This window comes from Actinocorallia aurea (genome assembly GCF_054783995.1).
Window position 1 is genome coordinate 153,992 of the sequence record NZ_BAAGPQ010000038.1, and the last position, 24,480, is coordinate 178,471.

The window sequence follows — 24,480 nt, forward strand, 5'->3', positions numbered from 1 at the left end:
CCCCCTCTCCCCGCCCCCCTCGTCGAGGAGAGGGACCGCGCGCATCCTCAGCTCTCTTCCAGTTCTGTGAAGGCCACGTCGATCTGCATGTTCCCGGGAAGCGCTGCGGACAGCGCCTCCCTGTGCACCATGGCCAGCTGGTAGTTGCGCTGGGACCGGTCGAGGCGGTACTCCTCCACCGAGTTGATGCGGCCTTCGGCCATGACGAGATGCAAGGATCCTTCGGCCGGGCCGCTCGGCGACTCGCAGAAGATCACCATTCCGTTGACGACTTCGATGCTCCGGGCGACCTCCTCTGGCAGGCGCTCGTACTGCTCCTCGGTGATCTGGAGGCTGGCTGGGTCCGTGGCCATACGGGTAGACACACCGGCCTCTTCCTCGTCCGGACTCGGTGACGCCAGCCTAACGCCCAGTGGTCAGTGTGAGGCGCGCTCAACGGAAGGCGTGGGCGGTGGTCCAGATTTGGGTGCGGCCGGTTTCGGCGGGGGCTGCGGGGGTGGTGGGGCGGGTTTCGGTGCGGCGGTAGCCGATCTCGATGGCGCCGGGGCCGACCCTGCGGTGCATCCCGAATCCACCGAGGGCGGTGCCGTCGGGGGCGTAGGCGCCGTAGAGGTAGGCGTCGCCGTTGCGCCAGTCGTCATGGGCGGCCGCGAGCATCTCGATCTCGTCGTCCAGGGTGAGCGGGCGGGCCGCCCACGGCATCCACGGGTAGAGCTCGGCGAACGAGGCGTTCGTGGCCCCCAGCAGCACCTGGGCATCCCTTTCGCGGCTCCTGCGCAGTACTGCGTCGCCGAGATCCAGTGACTCCGGCGGTTGCGCCGCCCCCGGCGGCACGGCGGTTCCGTCTCTGACGTGCATGGCACCCCCTCTCGTCCGAAGATGTTCCCCTTCGTGCTCCTTGTGCCCTCGGGGTCGTGCTGTCAGGCATGGCACCCATCACCCGCGTCAACAAACCTGCGGATCGATACACCTAGCGGCTCCTTTCGCACCTGCGCAGCCCCTCTTCCTCGCGCTCCTCGTCGAGGAAGAGGGGCTGTGTGCGTTGCTCCGGATTCGTCATTCGTCCTGATCGGGGGCCCGCCCGCGCCGCCGGGCGGGCCCCACGCGGTCGACGGGGCGGCACGAGCGGGTGTATCGTTATTACGTAATCGCGAAATCACGTCAAGGGGTGAACTTTGGAGCAGGGGGAGGAGCGGGCCGGGGAGTCCGACGAGGCGGGGCGCGCGGTGGAGGAGCGTTCGGTCGAGGAGCGGCTGAGCGCGGTCGAGGAGGCGCTCGCGGGGCTGCTGAGCGGCGCCCGGTCGCCTACCGGTCCGCCCGTGGACGAGGCCGGCCCGACATCGGATGTCTTCTGGGCGCTGGAGGGCCTGCGTGCACGCGCGCCCGCGCCGGGCGCGGTGATGATCGTCGGAGACGTCGGGCTGCCCGACGGGCGGGGCGCGGCCTGGCAGGTCGGCGCGGGCACCGCGGATCTGCTGGACGACGAGTGGGCTCCGCTGGCCGACGCGTTCGCGGCGCTCGGCCATCCCGTCCGGCTCCGGCTGGTGCGCGAGGTGCTGCGCGGCCGCGGCACCGCCCGCGAGCTCGCCGAACTCGACGGGATGGGCACGACCGGCCAGGTGTACCACCACCTGCGCCAGCTCGTCGCGGCCGGCTGGCTGCGCGGAGGCGAAGGCGGCCGCCACGAGGTGCCGGCCGAGCGGGTGGTGCCGCTGCTCACCACGATCCTCGGGGGGCGGCGATGAACGATCGTCTCAGACGCGCGATCGCCCGCCTGGGCGACGTCTGGATCAAGGTCTTCTTCGTCGGGGTGCTGGCGCTGGTGCTGTCGGACATCCCCGGCCTGACCTACTTCGCCTTCCTCGGCGTGCTGGGCCTGGCCTTCGTGCGCCCGCGCTGGGACCGGAGCCTGGAGCCCATCCCGGTCGCGGCCCCGGTGGCCGGGCGGTGGCTCGCGCTCAACAGTCCGGGCACGCGCGTTCCCGCGCACGGCACCCGCGGGTACGCGCAGACCTATGCGATCGATGTCCTCGTGCCGGCGGCGGTCACCGGAGCAGAGGGGGAGCACCCGCGGCCGCGCGCCGGCTGGGGCCGCCTCCGTTCGGCCGCCGCGTACCCGTCCTTCGGCCGGCCCGTCCTCGCGGTGGCCGACGGCGTCGTGGTGAAGGCGGGCGGAGCCCAACGCGACCACCGCGCCCGCGACACCGTGCCCGGCCTGGCCTACCTGGCGGTCGAGGGCTTCTTCCGCCAGGTGGGCGGCTGGCGCTTCGTCTTCGGCAACCACGTGATCGTCGACCACGGCGGCGGCGTCCACTCGGCCTACGCGCACCTGCGGCGCGGCTCGGTGAAGGTCCGCGCGGGCGACCGGGTCCGCACCGGCCAGCCCCTCGGCGAGGTGGGCAACAGTGGCAACACCACCGAGCCGCACCTGCACTTCCAGCTCATGGACCGCCCCAGCCCGCTGAGCGCCGCCGGCCTGCCCTTCCGCTGGCCCGCCATCACCCCCGCCGACGGCCTCGTCGCCCCCGCCTACGGCCTGCCGGACCCCGAGATCCCCACCATCCCGGGCCTCCCCACCGACTCCAGCATCTTCGAGGCCCCACCACCCCCGCTGCCCACGTCTTGTGGCGTGCGCGGCGAAGGGGGTCGGTGACGGTCCGGCTCTGGTTCGCCCGAATCCGTAGAGGGTTTCCCGGAGAGGTGGGGGCGGTGCGGGGCGGGACGGGCCGCGGCCGGGAGCGCAGGGGAATGCGGGGCGGGGTGTGGAGGTTTCAAGGCAATCCTCGCTCCTTTGGGGGTTCGTCGGGTTGATCGCTGTCGGCGAACAAGGGTGGGGAATGAACCAAGGCTCTGGTTTCTTGAGTGTGAGTGACTCAAGAACCATGACTGGGGAGTGAAATGAGCGAGAGACTGACGGTGCCCGTGCTGCCGCTCGACGACACGGTCGTGCTGCCCGGCATGGTCGTGCCGCTGGAGCTGAACGACCGCGAGGTGCGGGCCGCGATAGAGGCGGCGCGGGCCGTGGCGGCCGGCAAGCCGCGCGTCCTGCTGGTGCCGCGCGTCGAGGGCAGGTACGCGGACGTCGGCGTGCTCGGCGTCGTCGAGCGCGAGGGAAGGCTGCCGGGCGGGGAGCCCGGGGCCGTCGTCCGGGCCGTGAGCCGGGTCCGCATCGGCACCGGCACGACCGGGCCCGGCGCGGCGCTGTGGGTCGAGGGCGACACCGTCGACATCCCGGCCGCGGGGCCCGAGGCCGCCAAGCTGGCCAAGGAGTACAAGGGCCTGCTCCAGGCGATCCTCCAGCACCGGGGGGCCTGGCAGCTCACCGACATCGTGCAGCAGATCGACGACCCGTCGATCCTCGCCGACCAGGCGGGCTACGCGCCCTACCTGAGCGTCGAGCAGAAGATCACCCTGCTGGAGACCGCCGACGTGGTCGAGCGGCTCGACCTGGTGACGGGCTGGGCCCGCGACCAGCTCGCCGAACTCGACGTCGCCGAGACGATCCGCAAGGACGTCCAGGACGGCATCGACAAGCAGCAGCGCGAGTTCCTGCTGAAGCAGCAGCTGCAGGCCGTCCGCAAGGAGCTGGCCGAGCTGAACGGCGATGCCGAGGAGGGCGAGGAGGAGGACTACCGCGCCCGCATCGAGGCCGCGAACCTGCCGGAGAAGGTGGAACGCGCCGCGCTGAAGGAGGTCGACAAGCTGGAGAGGTCCAGCGACGCCTCCCCCGAAGGCTCCTGGATCCGCACCTGGCTGGACACCGTCCTGGAGATCCCGTGGAACACGCGTTCCGAGGACTCCTACGACATCGAGGCGGCCCGCGCCGTCCTGGACGCCGACCACGCCGGCCTGGCCGACGTGAAGGAGCGGATCATCGAGTACCTGGCCGTCCGCAAGCGGCGGGCCGACCGGGGCCTCGGGGTCGTCGGCGGACGCAGGTCCGGCGCGGTGCTCGCGCTCGCGGGTCCTCCCGGAGTCGGCAAGACCAGCCTGGGCGAGTCGGTCGCGCGGGCGATGGGCCGCGAGTTCGTCCGGGTCGCGCTCGGCGGTGTCCGGGACGAGGCGGAGATCCGCGGCCACCGGCGCACCTACGTGGGCGCGCTGCCGGGCCGGATCGTCCGGGCGATCAAGGAGGCCGGTTCGATGAACCCGGTCGTCCTGCTCGACGAGATCGACAAGGTCGGCTCGGACTACCGGGGCGACCCGACGGCGGCCCTGCTGGAGGTCCTCGACCCGGCGCAGAACCACACGTTCCGCGACCACTACCTGGAGGTGGAGCTGGACCTGTCGGACGTGCTGTTCCTGGCCACCGCGAACTCCCTGGAGACGATCCCCGGCCCCCTGCTCGACCGCATGGAGCTGGTGACGCTCGACGGCTACACCGAGGACGAGAAGGTCACGATCGCGCGCGACCACCTGCTGCCCCGCCAGCTCGACAAGGCGGGCCTGGAGTCCGGCGACGTCGTCTTCCCCGACGAGGCGCTGCGGCTGATCGCGGGCGAGTACACCCGTGAGGCGGGCGTCCGCTCCTTGGAGCGGTCGATCGCGCGGGTGCTGCGCAAGGTCACCGCGAAGGCCGCGCTGAACCAGGTGGAGCTGCCGGTCGTGATCAACGACCTGACCGACTACCTGGGCCGGCCCCGGTTCACCCCGGAGGTCTCGCTCAAGGAGTCCGAGCGGCGCACGGCGGTCCCTGGCGTGTCCACGGGCCTGGCCGTGACGGGCGCGGGCGGCGACGTCCTGTACGTCGAGGCGTCTTTGGCGGACGCCGAGACGGGCGACACCGGCGTGACCCTGACGGGCCAGCTCGGCGACGTCATGAAGGAGTCGGCGAGGATCGCCCTGTCGTACCTGCGCTCGCGCGGCGCGGAGCTGGAGCTGCCCGTCGGGGATCTGAAGGACAGGGGCGTGCACATCCACGTGCCGGCCGGAGCGGTCCCGAAGGACGGCCCGTCGGCGGGCGTGACGATGACGACGGCGCTCGCCTCGCTCCTGTCGGGCCGCCCGGTCCGGCCGGACGTGGCGATGACCGGTGAGGTCTCCCTCACCGGCCGGGTCCTGCCGATCGGCGGGGTGAAGCAGAAGCTGCTGGCCGCGCACCGGGCGGGGATCACCACGGTCCTGATCCCGAAGCGCAACGAGCCCGATCTGGACGACGTCCCGGCCGAGGTCCTCGGTCAGCTCACCGTCCACGCGGTCGCCGACGTCCGCGAGGTCCTGGCGATCGCGCTGGAGCCCGCGACGGCAGGCACCGTCGCCGCCTAGGCGGTGACGGGCGGGGGCCGGTCCCTACGGGGGCCGGCCCCTTCGCCATGTCCGCGGGCGACGGATATGAACGATCTTCAGATTCCGGGTCCCGGGTGTTCACCTTCGATTCCCTGCCGTGTGACGCGCCGCGCGGAGACTTCGGCGGGGCCGCCGAGGTGCGGCGGCCGGAAAGAAGACCATGAACACCCTGCCGATGAATCGCCGCGCCCTGTTCAAGCGGACCGCCGCCGTCGCCGCGGGCGTCGCCGCGGTCCACGCGGTGCCCGCGTGGGCGCTCCCGGCCTCCGCCGCCGCGGCCCTGCCCTTCGTGGACGACTACCGGTCCAACGTCGCGGCGAACCTGACCGCGCAGACCAACGCCGCGGTCCGGATCCTGTCCGGCATGCAGGCGCTGTGGCGGACCGGCACGGCCTGGAACACCGGCACGGTGCTCGCCCGCCGCGTCCTGCGCGACAACATGCGCTACAGCGCGGCGGTCACCCGCCACCGCACGAGCGCGCAGGCGAAGGAGGCGTTCGTCCTCGACCGGCAGCACCAGAGTTACTCGGCCATCGCGGGGCTCGGCCCGCTCGCCGCCGCCTACAAGGCAGGAGCCCTGGCCGTCACCGGGATCACCGATGCCCCCGAGGGCACCCCGGCGACGTCGATCAGCGAGACGCTCCCCGCGGGCGCGCCCGCCGGATCCGCGCTCGGCGCGGGCTCCACCTCCTCGGCCCTCGGCAAGGTCGTCGAACTCGTCAACACGGTCCGCGGCTCCTACTCCTCGGGCAACCCCTCGAAGGCCGCCTACCAGTACCCGCGCCCGTGGCGCACGAACGAGGACAGCGAGGTCGTCGACACCGGCGCGCTCGACGCGTTCGGCTACCCGGTCTACGCCTCGGACGTCGTCGTCGCGCCCCAGCTGCTGCGCCAGCGCAACACCAACCCCGCCGACGACGGCGGCTTCGTGAGCGGTCACACCAACGCCGCCTACCTCGCCTCGCTGGCGCTGGCCTACGCGGTCCCCGAGCGGTTCCAGGAGCTGTTCGCGCGGGCCGCCGAGGTCGGGCACAGCCGCATCACCGCGGGCATGCACTCGCCGGTGGACGTGGTCGGCGGCCGGATCCTGGCGACGGCGCTGGCCGCCGCGATCCTCGGCGACCCGGCGAACGCGGCGCTCAAGGCCGCCGCCCGCGCGCAGGCCGCGTCCTACCTCCAGGCCGCGACGGGCACCGACGCGAACACCCTCTTCGCCTACGCGCACTCCGCGGGCCGCGACACCGACCCGTTCGCCGACCGCGAGGCCAACCGCCGGGCCCTCGCCCCCCGCCTCACCTACATCCTGCCCAAGACGGGGCGGCGCACCGACGTCGTCGTGCCCAAGGGCGCCGAGGCGCTGCTGGAGACCCGCCTGCCCTACCTGGACGCGGCGCAGATCCGCGAGGTCCTGCGCACGACGGCCCTGCGCGACGAGTACGCGCTGATCGACGGCCCCGAGGAGTGGGGCCGCCTCGACCTGTTCGCCGCTGCCGACGGCTACGGCGCGTTCGACCGCGACGTCACCGTCACCCTCGACGCGGCGGCCGGAGGGTTCCACGCCGCCGACGCCTGGCGCAACGACATCGACGGCCGCGGCGGCCTCACCAAGGCCGGGACGGGCTCGCTCACCCTCTCCGGCGACAACTCCTACCGGGGCGGCACGACCGTCAAGGCGGGCGTCCTGGTGGCGGCTTCGCGCGACGCGCTCGGCCGCGGCGACGTCAGGGTCGACGGCGGCGCGCTGCGCGTCACCGCGTCCGGCGCGCGGGTGCGCGGCGACCTCGCCGTGCGCGGCGCACTGGAGCTGACGGCAGGGAAGGGCCACGACGCCCTCGACGTGTCCGGCACGGTCGCTCCCGCCGCAGGGTCGGTGCTGCGCGTCTCCCTCGACGGGGTCAAGGGCGGCTCCGTCCAGGTCATCGAGGGCCGGATCAAGGGCCGTTTCGCGGCGGTCGAGGCCGACGGCCGCCGCGTCACCCCGGTCTACTCCTCGCGCGGTCTCTCGCTGCGACTTTCCTGAGGTCTCCCCGGCGCTCTCGCGCACCGAACGTCCGGTCGGCACCGTGCCGACCGGACGTTCGCGCTTTCGCCCCGGCAAGGTGAGACATGAGTCGGGTCTGCCGTCGAGACGGGTGACTAGACTCACGTCTCATTCCTCTTGAGGGGGCCCCGCCGCGGGGCTGTACTGGCCTTGCGGCGAGAGCCGACGACACCCCACGAGGAGGCCGCCCATGGAGCAAGTCGCCGTGCCCGAAGGGTTCGACTTCACCGACCCGGCACTGATCGAGCAGCGCATCCCGGCCCCGGAGTTCGCCGCGCTGCGCAGGTCCGGCGGGCTGCGCTGGAACCCGCAGCCGCGCGGGGCCTCCGGCTTCGACGACGACGGATGCTGGATCGTCAGCCGGCACGCCGACGTGATGGAGGCCTCCCGCGACCACGCGGTGTACTCCACCCACGCCGACACCGCCCTCATCCGCTACAACGAGCAGATCGGCCACGCCGAGATCGACATGCTCAAGAGCACCCTGCTCATCAACCTCGACCCGCCCGAGCACTCCCGGCTGCGCACGATCGTCTCGCGCGGCTTCACCCCGCGCGTCATCGAGCGGCTGCGCGACACGCTGCGCGAGCGGGCCGAGCGGATCGTCGCGCGCGCCCTGCGCGAGGGCACCGGCGACTTCGTCACCGACGTCGCCGTCGAACTGCCGCTCCAGGCGATCGCCGAACTGCTCGGCGTGCCGCAGGCCGACCGCGGGAAGCTGTTCACCTGGTCCAACCAGATGCTCGGCTACGACGACCCCGAACTGAACGCCGACATGACCGGCGCCGCCGCGGGCATCCTGGAGTACTCGATGGGCCTCGCCGAGGCCCGCCGCGCCGCGCCCGAGAACGACATCGTCACCAGGCTCGTCCAGGCAGGGGACAGCGGCGGCCTCACCGACGACGAGTTCGGCTTCTTCTTCATCGTGCTCGCCGTCGCCGGGAACGAGACGACGCGCAACGCCATCACGCACGGCATGATGGCGTTCCTCGACGACCCCGAGCAGTGGGCGCACTACAAGGCCGAGCGGCCCGGGACCGCCGCCGACGAGATCGTCCGGTTCGCGACGCCCGTCATCGCCTTCCAGCGCACCGCGCTGTCCGACACGGTGCTCGGAGGCACCGAGGTCAAGGCAGGCCAGCGGCTCGCCCTGTACTACTCCTCGGCGAACTACGACGAGACGGTCTTCACCGACCCGTTCCGCTTCGACATCACCCGCTCGCCCAACCCGCACCTGGGCTTCGGCGGGACCGGCCCGCACTACTGCATCGGCGCCAACCTCGCCCGGCTGGAGATCGACATCATGTTCCAGGCGATCGCCGACGCGATGCCCCGCATCCGGCGGACGGGCGAGGCACGCCGCCTGCGCTCGTCCTGGATCCACGGCATCAAGGAACTCCCCGTCTCCTACGCCTGACCCGTGTGCTCCGCGAGGCGGACGACCGGCCCCGTCCGCCTCGCGGCCCTCTAGACGTCCAGACGGTCGAGGTAAGCGCGCGCGAGGGTGCCCGAAGCCTCGCGGATCTCCTTGACGGGCCTGCCTCCGACGCCGACCTTGACGACGACGTCGTCGACGATGATGACGAGCTGGCCCATGCCCGTCCGCAGCTCGGGATCCGGGCCGGGGGAGGAGGGAAGGCGGAAGACCTGGAGGTAGGCCTCCCTGCCGAGCCCCGGATAAGGCTTCCCGTGCCGTTTGAGCGCGTTGCGCCGGGCACGTTCCGCCCCGCTCTCCCGCTTGGTCTCCTTGAACCGCTGCACCTTCAGGTTCACCGAACCGCCCGCCGGCGTGCTCATGTACTGGCACTGCGTGGAGCGCCCGGTCATGGCGTCGTTGCTCAGCACCGACGGGCCGAGCACATGCGCCGCGAAGTCCCCGGTCAGCACCTCGCAGGCGCGCACCAGAGGCACCCCCTCGAACCAGTGCGCCCCCACCCCCGCCGCGACCACCGCGGCCAGCCCGATCCCCGTCACCATCAGCCCCCGTCTCATGGCTCCATTCAGCCAGAAAGGCGGGTCCGGCGAAAGTCTGCCGATGCCGCGGCGGCGGTGGCCTCTCCCGGTGCTCGGCGCAGAAGGTTCCCCTTGCGCTGAACGATTCGTGGTATGACGAATGAGCCGATCTGAGAATTCCCCGGAAGGGTGCCGCCGCATCATCCCCGTCTTCCCCGCAGCGCGCCGTTCCGTCCCTTTCCCCGGCCTTTCGGCGACGGTCCCGAGGTGTCCCCCCACGCGATCGGAGACGCGCGATGAGCGATCCAGAACCCCCCTCGACCGACCCGGGAGGCGACTTCCGTCGCAGGCGTTACGCCGGTGCGATCATCGCCCTGTCCGCCGTCGTCATCGGCCTGTGCACCGTCGCCGGCGAGTCCCTGATCCCGCGGACGCTGCCGCCACAGGACGCCCGAGGCTGGCTCTCGTTCCTCGCCGCGGTGGTCCTGTTCACCGCGGTCTTCGCGGCCACCGCCGTCATCACGGGCTTCCTCGACTCGATCACCCGGATCCTCGCGCGGCGGTCGCTGCGCGAGCGGCTCGCGGCGCTCCGGCTGGCGCGCGTCGGCGGCGCCGCGGTCTTCATCGCGGTGGTCGCCGCGGTGATGTGGCAGCTCGTCGATCCCGCGAAACTCGTCAAGGACACCGAGATCGGCGGCCTGGACATCTCGGAATACTGCGGTTCGTACGGCTACTCCTCGAACGACGACCGATTCTGCTCGTTCGACATTCCGCTGGCCAAGGTCTGCGACTGGCAATACGGGTCGGAAGGGCACACCTTCGTCATGGAATCCGGTCCCTACAGCGGACGGTGCCTGAACGCGAAGAAGAAGCAGGTCGGTGGAATCAAGGACATGGCGGGCTACTGCCGGGACCACTTCAAGCCGAGCAGCCAGGTCGAGACCACGATCGTCGGCGGGACCTGGGTGTGCCGGACCGCCATCGACATGGACCTCGCCTGCTCCTGGCAGTACCAGGAGCGCGACGTCGAGGCACGGCACGAGGGCGTCACCTGGCTCTGCTACCGCTGAGCGGCCTGCCGCGCGGACGGCCTGCCGCCGGGTGCGCGGAGCGGCAAAGGCAGGACGTAGAGGTGGTAGGACGGCTGGGGATCGTCCGGGCCGCCCGGGACCTTGCCCGCGAGCCGCCAGCCCCAGCGCTGGTACATCCGCTGGAGGTCGGGCCTGTCGGGCGCGGTGGCGAGGGTCGCGCGCTCCTCGCCGCGGAGGCCGAGCAGCCCGTCCATGAGGCGGTGCCCGGTCCCGGCGCCCCGGTGCGTCGGCAGGACCCCGAGATCGAGGACGGCGAACGTCCGCGCGCCGGTCTCGGCGGTCCAGGAGGGCGGACGGGCCGGGCGGAGCCCCGCCCACCACGTCGTCGGGGCCTGGAGCGGCAGCCCGCACACGAAGCCGACGAGGCGGCCCCGCTCCCTGGCCGTCATGCTCTCGAAGCCCGGCGACACCGCGGCCTCCGCGGCGCGCCGCGCGTGCTCGGCGAGGGGATGCCCGGGAAACGCGGCGGCATAGACCCGCTGGATCTCCCCCAGCACGGCCAGGGTCGCCGACCCGTCGAGACGCGCGAACTCCGTCATGCCCCCGTGCTAGCACGCCCCCGGCCCACCCCGCCAGGCGCGCCCCCGCCACACTCACCTGCGCGCTGGCGCGAAGGCGCGATGGGGCGAACGTACGAGGTGCGGCGGAGGGTCCGTGCCGCCGAGGGGCGCGTCGCAGGGCGCGCAGCCGCCGGGCTCGGCGGGGCGGGGACGCGTTCGCTCGGGCGCGTGGGGGCACGGGTCAGACGGGGGTGAGGCGGAAGATGCGGAGGTCGCGGTCCACGCGGGACTGGTAGCGGTTGAAGACGGGCCACATGGCGTTCAGGCGGGCCCAGGTCTCCTCGCGGTCGGCGCCTTCCAGGAGGGTGCCGGTGACCTCGTGCGCGCGCTTGCGGATCTCGACGGTGGCGCGCGGCTCCTTGAGGAGGTTGCCCGTCCAGGCCGGGTGCTTCTCCTGGCCGAAGTTGCTTCCGACGACGATCCAGCCGCCGTCCTCGGGCATGCAGAGCAGCGGCGTCACCCGGGGCTGCCCCGACTTCGCGCCCGTGGTCGTCAGGTAGAGCGTCGGGATCAGGAGCTGGGCGAGCATCATGCGCCCGCCCGTGACCCGGTGGATCGCCCGGTCGAGCGCGGGCACGACCTTCGGTCCGACCTTGGCGAACCAGGCGGCTCCGGAGATGCTCTGGAACAGCGGGCGGAACACACGCTGCACGGGCGTGGGCGCGGACATCGGCGGCTCCCGGCGACAAGACGGATGACTACGAAAACAAACTAGCGCTTGGTTCGCGATCCGTCAGCATCGAGGGCCGCCGGAGCGGCCCTCGCGGCGTCACAAGGCGGTCGAAAGGGTCGAACCCCTGCGGGTCTTGGCCAGCCGCAGCTGGGTCGGGATGCGGGTCCGCAGCTCGGCCACATGGCTGACGACGCCGACGGATCGGCCGCCTCCGCGCAGCGCATCGAGCACGTTCATCACCTCGTCCAAGGTGTCCTCATCCAGGGTGCCGAAGCCTTCGTCGATGAACAGCGTGTTGATCTCCGCACCGCCCGCCTCGGCCGCCACGACGTCGGCGAGGCCGAGCGCGAGGGCGAGGCTCGTGACGAACGACTCGCCGCCGGACAGCGTGGCCGGCTCGCGCTCCTGGCCCGTCCAGGAGTCGACGACGCGCAGGCCGAGGCCGCCGCCCGCCTTCTTGCGCTCGCCCGCCGCGCGCTCGTCGGTGCGCAGCAGCAGGTACCGGTTCTGCGCCATCGTGGACAGCCGCGCGTTCGCCGCGGCGACGACCTGGTCGAGCCGGGCCGACAGCACATAGGCGGAAAGCCGCATCTGCACCGGGTTCGGCGGCTGCCCGTTCACCAGATTGGCGAGCTGCGCGGTGGTCCGGTACAGGTCGCGCGCGGGGATCCAGGCGGCGTGCGAGGCCCGCAGCGCGGCGGAGAGCTTCGCGAGGTCGGCGCTGACCTTCCGGGCCTCGTCGCGGGCCGACACGAGCGCCGTGTGGGCCTCCTCCGCCTCGGTCGCGGTCTGCCGGGCCTTGTCGGCGTCGATCTCGTCGGCGGCAGCGGCGGCGACGAGCGCCGGGTCCGCCAGCCGGGCGCGGACCGCAGCGTCGGCGTCATCGAAGCGGCGGACCTCCTCGCGGGCCGCGGCGCGATCGGCCTCCTGGAGCAGCGCGGCGCGCGCCTCGTCCACGGAGGCGAACTCCTGCTCGCGCCAGGCCGCCTCGAACGCCTCCTCGGCCTGGGCCAGCTCCCGGGCGGCGGTGCCGACCCGCGCGTCGGCGGCGACGGCCGCCTCCAAAAGGGCTTCTTCGGCGCTGAGGCGGGCGATCCGAGCGGCGAGCGTGAGGTCCTCGCCGCGTGCGGTGGCGAGCTCGGCGCGCAGTTCCCCGGCCTCCTCGGTGAGCGCCTGGAGCGAGGCGACGGCCTCGGCGACCTGCCGGGCCGCCTCCGCCTGCGCCGCGCGCGCCGTGTCGAGCAGCCGCTCGCCCTCGCGGACCCGCGCCTCCAGCGGCTCGACGCGGCGCTCGGCTTCCCGCCGCTCGCGCAGCTGCGTCCGCGCGGCGGCCAGCGCCTCCATCAGGGACGCGGGCGGGCCCTCGACCCGATCGGCCAGCACGTCGTACTCGGTGCGCACGCCCTCGACCCGCAGCGCGGCTTCCTCGCGGGCGCGCCGGAGCTTCTCCTCGACGGCGGCGGCCCGCTCCTCCTCGGCGTCGGTGGGCACCTCGGCCGCACCCGGCGCGGGCGCGGGATGCTCGGGCGAACCGCAGACCTGGCAGGGCTCGCCCTCGCGCAGCCCGGACGCCAGCAGCGCGGCCATGCCCGCGAGCCGCGCCCCCCGGATCGCCTGGAGCGCGTCGGTGGCCTCCTGCGCGCGGTCCACGGCGGCGCGGCGCGCCTCCTCGGCCTTGGCGAGGTCGTGGCCGAGTTGGTCGCGGCGGCGGGCGTCCTCGACGGCCTGGCCCGCGTCCTGTTCGGCCTTGCGGGCGGCGGGAAGCTGGGCCGCGCCGATCCGGGCCAGCTCCAGCTCGCGCCGGTCGGTCTCGATGACCGCGGGCAGCCGCTCGACCTCCAGCCGCGCCTTCTCCTCGGCGGCGGCCTGGTGCTCCCGGCGCGTGTCCTGCTTCGCGCTCTCCCGCGTCACCTCCGCCAGCTTCGCCTCGCGCCCGCGCAGCGCCTCCAGCCGCGCCACCTCGTCCTGCCACACCCGACGGGCCCGCCCGACCACCTCGGCCGGAGCCTTGGCGTCGAGCACCCCGCACAGGCACTCTTCGGGGCCATCTGAGGAGGCGCCATCCGAGCAGGCGCAGGGGAGCGGGGAGGGCGGGGTGAGGGCGGTGAGCGCGCCTCGGGCGGCGACGGCGGCGGCCCTGGCCGCCTCGGACTCGCGGAGCCGGGCCGCCGCGGCGGAGCCGTAGGGGCGGACGCGTTCGGCCCGTTCGGCGGCGGCCAGCCGGTCGCGCAGCGCCTCGACGCGCGGGGCGACACCGTCGAGGTCGGCGCGGCGGCGGACCGCCTCGGCGTGCTCGCGCCGCAGCCGCGCCTGCTCGGCGGCCCCGGTCGCCGCCTGCTGGGCGGCGGTCATGCGCGCGCGGGCCGCCTCCAGGGCCTCGGCGGCCCCTTCCAGCCGGGCCGCGTGCCCGGCGGCCAGTCCCTCGGCCCACGCCAGCAGCGCCTCCTCGTCGGCGCCTTCGGGCGGGTCCTCGCCCGCGACCTGGGTGACGAGCCTCGCCGTCGTGACGACCTCGGCGTGCAGCGCCTCGGCCTCGCGGTTCGCGCGGGCGCGCTCGTCGGCGAGCCGCTTCTCCACGGCCGCGTAGATCTCGGTGGCGAACAGCTTCTCCAGCACCCTGCGGCGGTCCTCGACGCCCGCGCGCAGGAACGCCGCGAAATCGCCCTGCGGGAGCAGCGCGACCTGGCTGAACTGGTCGATGTTCATGCCGAGGGTGTTCTCGACGTGGTGCGCGGCCTCGTCGATCCGGGTCGACAGCGCCCGCCACCCCCCGCCGTCCCGCTCCTCAAGGATGACCGACGCCTGCTGCCTCGTGGTGCCCGTGCCGCGCAGCTTGGGCCGCTGCCACTCGGGGGTGCGGGTGAGCCGGAACACCCGGCCGGAGATCGCGTACTCCAGGACCACCTTCGGCTCCGCGCCCGGCGCCGCGTGGTCGCTGCGCAGGCTGCGGATCGCCTTGCGCGGCCCCGGCACCGTGCCGAACAGGGCGAAGCACACCGCGTCCAGGACGCTCGTCTTGCCCGCGCCGGTGGGGCCCTGGATGAGGAACAGGCCCGCGTCGGCCAGGGCCGAGAAATCGACCCTCTCGGTTCCGGCGAAGGGTCCGAAGGCGCTGACCGTCAGCTCGCGCAACCTCACCGGGACGCCTCTTCCCGCACGGGCTCGCGCTGCGCCGGGACGGGCGCCTTCTCCTCGCGGCGGCAGTACTCGAAAGCCTCGCGCAACAGGGCCTCCTCGACCTCGGTGGCCGCCTCGCCGGTGACCTCCTTGACGAACTCCCCGGCCATCTCCGGCGCGGTGCGGGTCGCCAGCAGCTCGGCGCGGCCCGGGCCGTCGGAGGCGAAGGACTCGGCGGCGAACTCCAGGACGAGCGCGTGCGGGAAGCGTGTGCGCAGCCGCTCCATGGCCCCCACCACCCGCCGGGTGTCGGTGAGGACCGCCTTCACCCAGGACTCCTCGTGCCGCGCGTGGGCCGGCTCGGAGAGCAGCTCTTCGAGGGTGCCCGTCAGCTGGGCCAGCCGCCTCGGGACGGGCGCCTCCACGAACTCGCAGCCGCGCAGGCCGTCCGGGCCCAGGTCCACCAGCCAGGAGCCCTTCACGTGCGCCCGCTCGGAGAAGGAGTAGGCGAGCGGCGACCCCGAGTAGCGGACGTGCTCGCGCAGGGCGCGCCTTCCGTGCAAGTGGCCCAGGGCGACGTAGTCGATGCCGTCGAAGACGCCCGCGGGGACGATGCTCGCGCCGCCCACGGAGATGTCGCGCTCGCTGTCGCTGGTCTCGGGCGCCTCGCCCGCCGAGACGAAGGCGTGCGCCATGACGACGCGGGGGCCGCGGTGGCCGTCGGCGTGGATCCTGCGCACGGCCTCGGTGAGGGCCGCGGTGTGCGAGCGCTCCGCCAGCTCCCAGGAGGCGCGGACGAGCTCCGGCTCCAGGTAGGGCACTGGGTAGACGGCCACGTCGCCGAGCACGACCGGGCGGCCCACCTCGCCGGCGTCGGTGCGGATGTGGACTCCCGCGCCCTCCAGCAGGCGGGAGCCCACGCCGAGGCGGATCGCCGAGTCGTGGTTGCCGGAGATGATCACGATCTCGGCGCCCGCGGCCCTGAGCCGGGCGAGGGTCTCGTCGTACAGGCGGACCGCGTCGACCGGCGGGATGGCGCGGTCGTACACGTCGCCGCTGATGAGCACGGCTTCGACGCGCTCGGCGGCGACGGTCTCGACGAGATGGTCGGCGAACGCGGCCTGGGCCCCGAGCAGGTCCTCCCGGTGGAAGGATCGGCCCAGGTGCCAGTCGGAGGTGTGCAGGAGTCTCATGGCACGACCGACCCTAGACCTGGGCACCGACACTTCGGCCTCGGATGCCACTTCCGGTATCGAGATTCACACGGGGCCCGCGGGCTCGGGTGACCTCGCGTACCCGGAACGTCACCTCTGGTGGAATTGTGCAGTCGCACAATCCTGCCGCGCCCCGGGGGTGGCCGGGCCCACGCCGAACGTGGGACCCTGGACGGCCCGACGGCGGCGTGCTGTAGTGACGGCGGCTTCCTGGGAGGTTCCGCGATGGGCGTCCACGGTCGTGACCGGGAACTGGATCTGCTCGACCGCCTCGTGGTCGAGGCGCGCGCAGGGCGGGGCGGTGCCCTTGCCGTGCGCAGCGGGCCGGGCCTCGGCCGCAGCACCCTGCTGCGCTGGGCGGCCCGCCGCGCCTCGCCCGACTTCCGGGTGCTGAGCGTGCCCGGCGTCCGCGTCGAGGCGGACCTGGCCGGTGCGGCGCTCGACCGCATCCTGCCGGGCGGGTCGGGCGACCCCCTGGAGGTCCACCGGCGGCTCACCGCGCTCGCCGCCGACCGGCCGCTGCTGTGCGTCGCCGACGACGCGCACTGGATGGACGCCCCCTCGCTCGCCGCCCTGGCCTTCACCGCCCGCAGGGCCGGGACCCTGCCCATCCTCATGCTGTTCGGCGCGAGCGACGGCAGGGTGCGCGGCGCCGGCCGCGACAGGCTCGCCGCCATCCCCGACCTCCCGCTGCCCCCGCTGGACGACGCCGCGGCCCGGCTCGTGCTGCGCGAATGCGTCGAAGGCATCCCTGGAGAGGTCGAGTCGGTGCTCGTCGAGCTGGCGGGCGGCAACCCGCGCGCGCTGCGCGAGCTCGGCAGCGCGCTCACCCCGGGCCAGATCTCGGGCATCGAGCCGCCTCCGGCGACCCTGCCCACCGACAGCGAATTGCGCGCCACCTTCCGCAGACGCTACGACCGCCTGCCTGAGGACGCCAAGAGCCTGCTCGCCTTCGCCGTCGTGGAAGAGCGGCTGGACATCGTCACCCTGGGCAGGGCCGCCGCGTCGGGAGGACTCGACCTGGCCGCGCTGGAGCCGGCGCGGAGCGCGGGCCTGCTGACGGTGGACCGCGACCACGTCAGCGTGCCCAGCGCGCTCATGCGCAGCGTCCTGGAGGCCGACTCCCCGCTCACTTCGCTGCACACGGCGCACCGGCTCCTCTCCCAGGTCATGGACCGGCCCGGTCAGCGCGCCCGGCGGGTCATGCACCGGACCGCGGTGGACCGCCGCCCGGGCGACCTCGCGGAGCTGCGCGCCGTCGCGGCGGGGGCCGAGCCCGCGGAGGCCGCAGGGATCTGGGCGCGCGCCGCGGAGCTGTCGGGCGACCCGGCCGACCTGCTCGGCGCGGCGGCGGCGCACTGGCGGGCCGGCGCGCCCGCCCGGGCAAGGGTGCTGGTGCGCCGCGCGCTGGCAGACCCGGAAGCGCCGCCCGGAGAGGCCGAGATGCTGCTCGGGGAGATAGAGCTGTTCGACGGGATGCCCGAGAAGGCGCGAACGCTCTATGCCTCGGCGGCCGACCTGCTGCCCGAGGCCGGAAGGCTGGACGCCCTCGCCCGCGCGGGAGAGGCCGCGTACCTGGCGGGCGACATCATGTCCTACCTCGACCTCGCCGAGCGGGCCGCCCGCACACCCGGCTCGGACCTGCTCACCCTGCACTTCCAGGGCATCGCCGCCGCGTTCGTCGGCGAGGACTTCAGCCATGCGCTGCGCAAGGTGCTCACCCTCCCCGAGACCTGCCTCGACCACCTGTGGGCGAGCACTGCGGCGTCACTGCTGGGCGACGACTTCGCCGCGCACGAGATCGCGGGCGCCGCCGTCAGGGCAGCCTACGGGGCCAGCATCGCGCTCAAGCCCTGCGCGCTGCATCTGCTCGCCCAAGCTGAGCTGTGGAGGGGACGGTTCTGCGAAGCCGTCGAGGCCTCCCGCGAAGGGCTGGCCCTCGCCGAGGCGACAGGGCAGGGCAACGTGGCCGTCGACCACAGGGCACTGCTCGCCCTGGTCGCGGCGTTGCGCGGTGACCGCGCGGAGAGCCGGAGGCAGGCGGGCACGGCGGCCGCCGCGGCGGCGGGGCGCGGGCTGAGCCGTCCCGAGGCGTTCCTAAGCTGGGCGGAGGCGGCGCTGGACCTCCTCGCCGACAGGCCCGCCGAAGCGGCCGCCCGCCTTCGGACCATCACCGTGCACCCCGTCGTGCGCGTCATGTCGACCCCGCTGTACGTCGAGGCGGAGGTGCACTCCGGAGGGCGGGAGGCCGCGGCGCGGTCACTGGCCGTCTTCGACGGGTGGGCCGAGGCGACCGCGAACCCGGCGCGGCTGGCGCTCTCGCGGCGCTGCCACGCGCTGCTCGCCGAGGGGTCCGAGGCCGAGGCGCACTTCACCGCGGCGCTCGCCCTGCACCGGCTCGGCGGCTCCCCCTTCGAACTGGCCCGCACCGAGCTGCTGTTCGGCGCGTGGCTGCGGCGGTCCCGGCGGCCCAGCGACGCCCGCCCGCACCTGAGGCACGCGCTGCACCTGTTCCGGCACTACGAGGCGGAGACGTGGGCCGGCAGGGCCCGCGGCGAGCTGCGCGCGGCGGGGGAGACCGCCGCGGGCGGCGAACCCGCCGCCGAGCTGACCGCCCAGCAGGAGCAGATCGCGCGCCTCGCCGCCGAGGGCGCGACGAACCGGGAGATAGCGGCCCGGCTGGTGCTGAGCCCGCGGACCGTCGAACACCATCTGCGCAACGTCTTCACCCGGCTCGGGGTCCGGTCGAGGGTCGAGCTGGCGAAGTTCTTCTGAGCCGCCGGGAGACGGCGAGAACCCGGTCTGAGCAGGGGTTTCCTGGCCGGGGCAGGGGTCGCTGGACCGTTCCCATCCGGGCGCGGGGCACACCGGTGATGTCACCGATGCGGGGCCCGCGGACGGTCGGCAGACTCGGTCCCACCCCACCCCCCGAGGAGAGAACATGCTCCGCAAGATAGGCGTCATCATGGCCGCGATCGTGGCCGTCCTCGCCGGCTTCACCGCCCCGGCGCACGCCGCGAAGACCCCCGTCGTGTTCGTCCACGGCTACACCGGCAGCGCCTCCAACTGGACGACCGCCATGACGCTCTTCCGGGCCGGCGGCTACGCAGGCTCCGAGCTCTACGCCTACGAGTACAACTCCTACGGCAACAACATCACCAACGCGCAGGGCCTGGCGACGTTCGTCGACAAGGTGCGCTCGCAGACCGGCGCGTCCCAGGTGGACATCGTCAACCACTCCATGGGCGGCCTGGTCAGCCAGTACTACCTCAAGGTGCTGGGCGGCAACACCAAGGTCCGCCACCTCGCCTCGATCGCGGGCGCCAACCACGGCACCACGTTCGCGAGCGCCTGCCTCATCTACGTGACCTGCCAGCAGATGTACCCCGGCTCGTCCTTCATCGCCACGATCAGCAGCGGTGACGAGACCCCCGGCAGCACCAAGTACGGCACCTGGTACTCGCCCTGCGACGGGGTCATCCTCCCCTACACCAGCACCCCGCTGTCCGGCGCGACCAACAACTACGTCGCCTGCCAGACCCACATCGGCTTCCTGACCGACACCGGCGTTCTCTCCCAGATCCGGACGTTCCTCGGCACCTGATGCCGCGTCCGGCCCGGCCCGGCCCCCTTGTGCGGAGGGGGCCGGGCCCTTCCGTCCGGCCCGCCCCCACCCAGCGCGCGGGGGCGGGCCTCGCGGGTGTCGAACGGCCGTGCGAAGGCGGATCTGGGCCGTCGGACGAGTTGTCCACAGGCGTGAAATCGGGGCTGACGGATCCGGGCTATGTTGCCCTCATGAACGAGCGAGACCGTCCTTATGTGCTGCTGAGCTGCGCGGCGTCCGTCGACGGGTACATCGACGACGCCTCGCCCGAGCGGCTCCGCCTGTCGAACGAGGCGGATTTCGACAGGGTCGACGCCGCGAGGGCGGAGGTCGACGCGATCCTGGTGGGGGCGACGACGATCCGGCGCGACGATCCGTCGCTGCTGGTGCGTTCGGCGGCGCGGCGCGCCGCGCGCGTGGCACGGGGCCTGCCGGAGAACCTGGTGAAGGTGACGGTGACGGGCCGGGGCGGGCTCGACCCACGGGCGCGGTTCTTCACGACGGGGGAAGAGCCCAAGCTCGTCTACACGGCGGACCCGGTGGCCGCAGCGCTGAGCGCGGAACTCGGCGACGCCGCCGAGGTCGTCTCCCTGGGTGAGAAGGCCGACCTCGGCGCCCTCCTCACCGATCTGGCCGCACGCGGAATCCGGCGACTCATGGTCGAAGGCGGCGGCGGAGTCCACACCGGCTTCCTCACCGCCGACCTCGTCGACGAGATCCACCTGGCCGTGGCCCCCTTCTTCGTGGGCGATCCCGCCGCCCCCCGCTTCACCCACCCCGGCCTCTTCCCCCAGAGCCCCTCCCGCCCCATGCGCCTGGCCGAAGCCCGCTCGATCGGCGACATCGCCTTCCTCCGCTACCTCATCGACCACCCCTCCCCACGCCCAGGAGCCCCCGCCTCCGTCTGACACCGCTCGGTGGCGGGCGGGCGGTCCCCGGCTTCCCGGCCGGTGGTCCGGCGGTGGCGGGTGGGCGGGTCCTCGTCTTCCGGCCGGTGGTCCGGGGGTGGCGGGTGGGCAGAGAATGGTCGGAGAGGACGAGGAGGCGGCGATGGCGGGTGCGAGCGCGGAGGACGTGCGGTGGCTGGAGGTCGCGTGTGAGCTGGCGGGGTCCTGCCCGCCTTCGGAGACGGCGTTCTCGGTGGGGGCCGTGATCGTGGGGGCGGACGGGAAGGAGGTGGCTCGGGGCTTCTCGCGGGAGGTCGATGACAAGGTGCACGCGGAAGAAGCGGCGTTGGGGAAGGTTTCGGGCATGGACCTCGCGGGGGCCACCGTCTACAGTTCGCTGGAGCCATGTGCGCGGAGGCTCTCGCGGCCCAGGTCTTGTGCACGGCTCATCGTGGAGCGGGGCATCCGGCGGGTGGTGTTCGCCTGGCGGGAGCCCGTGCTGTTCGTCGAGGGGGACGGGCTGGAGCTGCTGGAGCGGGAAGGGGTCGAGGTGGTGGAGGTCCCGGCGCTGGCGGCGCGGGCCAAACTGCCGAACGCCCACCTGCTGTAGCGGTCGCGGCCGTCGGCGGCGGGCGACCGCCGACCCCGGCGATTGAGACTCAGGTCTCATCGGCATATGCTGCGCCCAAGCAAGCACTCGGTGGGTTGCGGAGGGTTTTCCATGCACGAGCACAAGAGCTTCTTCATCGGCGGCGAGTGGGTCGCCCCGGCCGGGACCGGGGTCATCGACGTCGTCTCCCCGCACACCGAGGAGGTCATCGGGCGCGTTCCCGACGGCTCCGAGGCCGACATCGACGCCGCCGTCGCCGCCGCGCGCCGCGCCTTCGACGAGGGGCCGTGGCCGCGGATGTCGCCGGCCGAGCGGGCCGAGATCGTCGGCCGGCTGTCGGCGATCTACGCCGCGAACATCGAGCCGATGTCGCAGCTGGTGACCGAGGAGATGGGCTCCCCGGCGCTGTTCTCCATGTTCGCGCAGGCCGCCATCCCGCAGATGGTGCTGCAGTACTACGTCGACCTCGCCGCCACCTACAAGTGGGAGGACGAGCGGCAGGGCATGCAGGGCCCCGTCAGCGTCGTGCGCGAGCCCGTGGGCGTCGTCGCGGCGATCGTGCCGTGGAACGTCCCGCAGTTCACGCTGATGCTGAAGCTCGCCCCGGCGCTCATCGCGGGCTGCACGATCGTGGCGAAGCCGTCGCCGGAGACCCCGCTCGACACCTACCTCCTCGCCGAGTGGATCAAGGAGGCGGGCATTCCGGAGGGCGTCGTCAACATCGTGCCCGCGGGCCGCGAGGTGGGCGCGTACCTGGTCGCCCACCCCGACGTCGACAAGGTCTCCTTCACCGGGTCCACCGCGGCCGGGCGCAGCATCGCCGAGGTGTGCGGGCGGCAGCTCAAGCGGGTCACCCTGGAGCTCGGCGGCAAGTCCGCCGCGATCATCCTGGAGGACGCCGACCTCGCCTCCACCGTCGAGGGCTTCAAGCTCGCCTCGCTGATGAACAACGGCCAGGCCTGCGCCGCGCAGACCCGCATCCTCGCCCCCCGCTCCCGCTACGACGAGGTCGCCGACGCGCTCGCGACCATGGTCGGCGGGATGGCGGTCGGCGACCCGGCCGACTTCGGCACCGAGATCGGCCCACTCGTCGCCCAGCGCCAGCAGGAGCGCGTCGAGGGCTACATCCGCATCGGCCAGGACGAGGGCGCGAAGGTCCTCGTCGGCGGCCTTGACCGCCCGCACGACCGCGGCTGGTACGTCGCGCCGACGGTGTTCGGCGGCGTCACCAACGACATGCGCATCGCCCGCGAGGAGATCTTCGGACCCGTCCTCGCCCTGCTCGCCTACGACGACGAGGAGGAGGCGATCCGCATCGCCAACGACAGCGACTACGGCCTCGGCGGCTCCGTCTGGACCGCCGACGAGGAGCACGGCGTCGCCGTCGCCCGCCGCATCCGCACCGGCTCCTGCGGCGTCAACCTCTACAGCATCGACCCGGCGACCCCCTTCGGCGGCTACAAGTCCAGCGGTCTCGGCCGCGAACTCGGCCCCGAAGGCCTCGACGCCTACCTCGAGCTCAAGTCGATCCCCCGCCCGGCCCCCAAGGCCTGACGGCTTCGCGCCCGCGCCTCCGAGCCCCCGGAACCACCCTGTCCGGGGGCTCGCCCCCTTTTCCTCCCCGGCCGCCGCCCTCGTCGATCGAACGGCGCGGCGGCCCGACGGACAGCGACGCGTCAGGCGGGCGGGTCGGTAATGGTGGGCGGGGCGGTGTGCAAGGGGGCCTCCGGGTCGGGGTCGAGGCCGGTGTCCTGGTAGGAGAGGGGGTCCTCGATGGCCTCCAGGTGGGTGAAGACGGAGGCGTGGGGGAGGGCGGCGCGGATGGCGGTCTCGACGTCGCTGGCGGTGCGGTGGCCGTGGAAGACGGTCCAGGAGCCCGGGACGAGGACGTGCAGGGAGACGAAGGAGCGGCTGGCGGCCTGACGGGTGCGCAGCGCGTGGAAGACGATGCCTTCGTCGCGGAAGGGGCGCAGCGCTCCGTCGATGAGGCCCAGTTCGTCGTCGGGCAGGGCGCGGTCCATGAGGCCGGAGCCGGAGCGCCGGACGAGCTTCGCGCCGGTGAACGCGATGTTCGCCGCGACGGCCAGCGCGATGAGCGGGTCGAGAGCCTGCCAGCCGGTGAGGCCCACGACGGCGACGCCGGCGATGACGCCGACGGACGTCCACACGTCGGTGAGCAGGTGCCTGCCGTCGGCCTCGACCACGATCGACCGGTTCGCCCGGCCGGCCCGCACCAGCACCCACCCGACCGCCAGGTTGATCAGTGACGCGACGGCCGACACCGCGAGCCCCGCCCCGACGTCCTCGACGGGCTGCGGCGACAGCAGCCGGCTCACCGCCGCGATGACGATCGTCACCGACGCGATGAAGATCATGATGCCTTCGGCGCCGGCTGAGAAGTACTCGGCCTTGGTGTGCCCGTAGGCGTGCTCGTCGTCGGCGGGCATGGACGACCAGCGCAGCGCCCCCACCGCGATGAGCGCCGCCACCAGGTTCACCACCGACTCGGCCGCGTCCGACAGCAGACCCACCGACCCGGTCAGCCACCAGGCCGTCGTCTTCAGCGCGATCGTCGCCACCGCGGCCGCCACCGACAGCCAAAGCAACCGCCCCAGCCTTTCCGACCCCACCCGCCACTTCCTTTCCCTGAGCAACCTTCTCAACTATGCCCGACCTGTTGTTTCGGACGCTCGGGCGGGCCGGGGGAGACGATCAGCGGACGGGAGGAGTTCGCGCCCGTCGCAGGAGGGCGAGGTCCGCCGGTCAGGGTCGCGCAGGTCCGAAGGGCGCGCGCCCGGCCTCGGCCGAGGAGGCGCCGACCGCCGGAGCAGGGCATGATGGGTGCGGATGAGAAGGGCGGGCGGGCGTTGAGCGAGGTCGCGGAGCAGGGCGAGCCCGGCGGGGGCGGGGTGCGGGAGGCAGTGGCGGGGAACGTGCGGCGGATCCGGCTTGCACGGGGGCTGAGCCTGCGGGAGCTGTCGGAGGCCACCGGGGTGAGCAAGGCGCTGCTGTCGCAGATCGAGCGGGGGGTCGCGAATCCGACGATCGACGTGCTGTCGCGGGTCGCCGCGGCGCTCGGGGAGAGCTTCGTGGAGCTGGCGCGGCCCCGCATGGACGGACCCGAGGTGCTGCGGGCCGAGCCGGATGAGGAGGCCGGGCAGGTCGCCAGGACGCTGTTCGGATCCTGGGAGCGGCGGCGGTTCGAGATCTCCGAGGGGTGGATTCCGGCGGGCACGCGCAGCGTGAAGAACGCGCACGGCACCGACACCGTCGAGTACGCCTACGTGGTGTCCGGCTCCGTCACCGTCGAGTCCGAGGGCTGGTCGGTGGACCTGGCCCCCGGCGACGCGATCAGGTTCGGCGCCGAGCACGACCACGTCTACACGACGGGCTCCGAGCCCGCCCGGGTCCTCACGATCCTGTCGTTCGACGAGCTCTGACGGC

Annotated in this window: 20 protein-coding genes; 12 read left to right on the plus strand and 8 right to left on the minus strand. The window is 73.4% G+C overall.

Annotation, left to right across the window (positions count from 1 at the left end):
* Positions 1–47 precede the first annotated feature (47 nt).
* Both ACYVOM_RS39120 and ACYVOM_RS39125 read right to left on the minus strand, forming a co-directional pair.
* Entirely contained in the window at positions 48–365 is a 318-nt protein-coding gene (locus ACYVOM_RS39120; protein WP_460308674.1) for a hypothetical protein, read from the minus strand.
* Positions 366–432: 67 nt separating this feature from the next.
* Positions 433–858, minus strand: coding sequence for a hypothetical protein (locus ACYVOM_RS39125; RefSeq protein WP_460308675.1), 426 nt, complete (start codon positions 856–858; stop codon positions 433–435).
* 317 nt (positions 859–1,175) lie between these two features.
* Here ACYVOM_RS39125 and ACYVOM_RS39130 point away from each other — a divergent pair, with 317 nt between their 5' ends.
* The 5 genes from ACYVOM_RS39130 (at position 1,176) to ACYVOM_RS39150 (ending at position 8,744) form a co-directional block, all read left to right on the plus strand.
* Positions 1,176–1,745, plus strand: coding sequence for an ArsR/SmtB family transcription factor (locus tag ACYVOM_RS39130; protein WP_460308676.1), 570 nt, complete (start codon positions 1,176–1,178; stop codon positions 1,743–1,745).
* On the plus strand, positions 1,742–2,653 hold the full coding sequence (locus ACYVOM_RS39135; protein ID WP_460308677.1) for a M23 family metallopeptidase: 912 nt from the start codon (positions 1,742–1,744) through the stop codon (positions 2,651–2,653). The genes ACYVOM_RS39130 and ACYVOM_RS39135 overlap by 4 nt, the downstream gene beginning before the upstream one ends.
* Positions 2,654–2,898: 245 nt before the next feature.
* The gene (gene lon / locus ACYVOM_RS39140) at positions 2,899–5,265 is read left to right on the plus strand and encodes an endopeptidase La (protein ID WP_460308678.1); all 2,367 of its coding nucleotides are present in this window, start codon (positions 2,899–2,901) and stop codon (positions 5,263–5,265) included.
* A gap of 181 nt (positions 5,266–5,446) precedes the next feature.
* Positions 5,447–7,306: a phosphatase PAP2 family protein gene (locus tag ACYVOM_RS39145; protein ID WP_460308679.1), complete on the plus strand. Its 1,860-nt coding sequence runs from the start codon at positions 5,447–5,449 to the stop codon at positions 7,304–7,306.
* Between the two features lie 211 nt (positions 7,307–7,517).
* Positions 7,518–8,744 (plus strand): cytochrome P450, encoded by a 1,227-nt coding sequence (locus ACYVOM_RS39150; RefSeq protein ID WP_460308680.1) that lies wholly within the window; start codon positions 7,518–7,520, stop codon positions 8,742–8,744.
* A gap of 50 nt (positions 8,745–8,794) precedes the next feature.
* Here the strand turns inward: ACYVOM_RS39150 and ACYVOM_RS39155 are convergent, their stop codons facing one another.
* Entirely contained in the window at positions 8,795–9,319 is a 525-nt protein-coding gene (locus tag ACYVOM_RS39155; RefSeq protein ID WP_460308681.1) for a hypothetical protein, read from the minus strand.
* 257 nt (positions 9,320–9,576) lie between these two features.
* Here ACYVOM_RS39155 and ACYVOM_RS39160 point away from each other — a divergent pair, with 257 nt between their 5' ends.
* Entirely contained in the window at positions 9,577–10,350 is a 774-nt protein-coding gene (locus ACYVOM_RS39160; protein ID WP_460308682.1) for a hypothetical protein, read from the plus strand.
* Here ACYVOM_RS39160 and ACYVOM_RS39165 read toward each other — a convergent pair.
* From ACYVOM_RS39165 to ACYVOM_RS39180, 4 genes are all read right to left on the minus strand, one after another.
* The gene (locus ACYVOM_RS39165) at positions 10,341–10,910 is read right to left on the minus strand and encodes a GNAT family N-acetyltransferase (protein WP_460308683.1); all 570 of its coding nucleotides are present in this window, start codon (positions 10,908–10,910) and stop codon (positions 10,341–10,343) included. The genes ACYVOM_RS39160 and ACYVOM_RS39165 overlap by 10 nt on opposite strands.
* Before the next feature lie 202 nt (positions 10,911–11,112).
* On the minus strand, positions 11,113–11,601 hold the full coding sequence (locus ACYVOM_RS39170; protein ID WP_460308684.1) for a nitroreductase family deazaflavin-dependent oxidoreductase: 489 nt from the start codon (positions 11,599–11,601) through the stop codon (positions 11,113–11,115).
* Between the two features lie 99 nt (positions 11,602–11,700).
* Positions 11,701–14,742 (minus strand): AAA family ATPase, encoded by a 3,042-nt coding sequence (locus tag ACYVOM_RS39175; RefSeq protein ID WP_460308685.1) that lies wholly within the window; start codon positions 14,740–14,742, stop codon positions 11,701–11,703.
* Positions 14,739–15,914 (minus strand): exonuclease SbcCD subunit D, encoded by a 1,176-nt coding sequence (locus tag ACYVOM_RS39180; protein ID WP_460308686.1) that lies wholly within the window; start codon positions 15,912–15,914, stop codon positions 14,739–14,741. Before ACYVOM_RS39180 ends, ACYVOM_RS39175 begins: the two co-directional genes overlap by 4 nt.
* Positions 15,915–16,160: 246 nt before the next feature.
* Here ACYVOM_RS39180 and ACYVOM_RS39185 point away from each other — a divergent pair, with 246 nt between their 5' ends.
* From ACYVOM_RS39185 to ACYVOM_RS39205, 5 genes are all read left to right on the plus strand, one after another.
* Positions 16,161–18,710 carry a LuxR C-terminal-related transcriptional regulator gene (locus tag ACYVOM_RS39185; protein WP_460308687.1) on the plus strand — a complete coding sequence of 850 codons (2,550 nt, stop codon included), beginning with the start codon at positions 16,161–16,163 and terminating at the stop codon, positions 18,708–18,710.
* Positions 18,711–18,876: 166 nt separating this feature from the next.
* Positions 18,877–19,539 (plus strand): esterase/lipase family protein, encoded by a 663-nt coding sequence (locus ACYVOM_RS39190; protein ID WP_460308688.1) that lies wholly within the window; start codon positions 18,877–18,879, stop codon positions 19,537–19,539.
* Between the two features lie 191 nt (positions 19,540–19,730).
* On the plus strand, positions 19,731–20,447 hold the full coding sequence (locus tag ACYVOM_RS39195; protein WP_460308689.1) for a RibD family protein: 717 nt from the start codon (positions 19,731–19,733) through the stop codon (positions 20,445–20,447).
* Between the two features lie 142 nt (positions 20,448–20,589).
* Positions 20,590–21,036: a cytidine/deoxycytidylate deaminase family protein gene (locus ACYVOM_RS39200; protein ID WP_460308690.1), complete on the plus strand. Its 447-nt coding sequence runs from the start codon at positions 20,590–20,592 to the stop codon at positions 21,034–21,036.
* Between the two features lie 111 nt (positions 21,037–21,147).
* Positions 21,148–22,590 carry an aldehyde dehydrogenase gene (locus ACYVOM_RS39205; protein ID WP_460308691.1) on the plus strand — a complete coding sequence of 481 codons (1,443 nt, stop codon included), beginning with the start codon at positions 21,148–21,150 and terminating at the stop codon, positions 22,588–22,590.
* A 122-nt stretch (positions 22,591–22,712) separates the two neighbouring features.
* Here ACYVOM_RS39205 and ACYVOM_RS39210 read toward each other — a convergent pair whose 3' ends face one another.
* Positions 22,713–23,666, minus strand: a complete 954-nt coding sequence (locus ACYVOM_RS39210; RefSeq protein WP_460308692.1) for a cation diffusion facilitator family transporter — start codon at positions 23,664–23,666, stop codon at positions 22,713–22,715.
* Positions 23,667–23,870: 204 nt separating this feature from the next.
* Between ACYVOM_RS39210 and ACYVOM_RS39215 the strand changes: the two genes are divergently transcribed.
* Positions 23,871–24,476 carry a helix-turn-helix domain-containing protein gene (locus tag ACYVOM_RS39215; RefSeq protein ID WP_460308693.1) on the plus strand — a complete coding sequence of 202 codons (606 nt, stop codon included), beginning with the start codon at positions 23,871–23,873 and terminating at the stop codon, positions 24,474–24,476.
* The last annotated feature ends 4 nt before the right edge of the window (positions 24,477–24,480 follow it).

Coding starts and splice junctions, on each gene's coding strand:
- ACYVOM_RS39125 (WP_460308675.1), bottom strand. CDS start 858: ATGCACGTCAGAGACGGAACCGCCGTGCCGCCGGGGGCGGCGCAACCG.
- ACYVOM_RS39135 (WP_460308677.1), top strand. CDS start 1,742: ATGAACGATCGTCTCAGACGCGCGATCGCCCGCCTGGGCGACGTCTGG.
- lon (WP_460308678.1), top strand. CDS start 2,899: ATGAGCGAGAGACTGACGGTGCCCGTGCTGCCGCTCGACGACACGGTC.
- ACYVOM_RS39145 (WP_460308679.1), top strand. CDS start 5,447: ATGAACACCCTGCCGATGAATCGCCGCGCCCTGTTCAAGCGGACCGCC.
- ACYVOM_RS39150 (WP_460308680.1), top strand. CDS start 7,518: ATGGAGCAAGTCGCCGTGCCCGAAGGGTTCGACTTCACCGACCCGGCA.
- ACYVOM_RS39155 (WP_460308681.1), bottom strand. CDS start 9,319: ATGAGACGGGGGCTGATGGTGACGGGGATCGGGCTGGCCGCGGTGGTC.
- ACYVOM_RS39160 (WP_460308682.1), top strand. CDS start 9,577: ATGAGCGATCCAGAACCCCCCTCGACCGACCCGGGAGGCGACTTCCGT.
- ACYVOM_RS39165 (WP_460308683.1), bottom strand. CDS start 10,910: ATGACGGAGTTCGCGCGTCTCGACGGGTCGGCGACCCTGGCCGTGCTG.
- ACYVOM_RS39170 (WP_460308684.1), bottom strand. CDS start 11,601: ATGTCCGCGCCCACGCCCGTGCAGCGTGTGTTCCGCCCGCTGTTCCAG.
- ACYVOM_RS39180 (WP_460308686.1), bottom strand. CDS start 15,914: ATGAGACTCCTGCACACCTCCGACTGGCACCTGGGCCGATCCTTCCAC.
- ACYVOM_RS39185 (WP_460308687.1), top strand. CDS start 16,161: ATGGGCGTCCACGGTCGTGACCGGGAACTGGATCTGCTCGACCGCCTC.
- ACYVOM_RS39190 (WP_460308688.1), top strand. CDS start 18,877: ATGCTCCGCAAGATAGGCGTCATCATGGCCGCGATCGTGGCCGTCCTC.
- ACYVOM_RS39195 (WP_460308689.1), top strand. CDS start 19,731: ATGAACGAGCGAGACCGTCCTTATGTGCTGCTGAGCTGCGCGGCGTCC.
- ACYVOM_RS39200 (WP_460308690.1), top strand. CDS start 20,590: ATGGCGGGTGCGAGCGCGGAGGACGTGCGGTGGCTGGAGGTCGCGTGT.
- ACYVOM_RS39205 (WP_460308691.1), top strand. CDS start 21,148: ATGCACGAGCACAAGAGCTTCTTCATCGGCGGCGAGTGGGTCGCCCCG.
- ACYVOM_RS39215 (WP_460308693.1), top strand. CDS start 23,871: ATGATGGGTGCGGATGAGAAGGGCGGGCGGGCGTTGAGCGAGGTCGCG.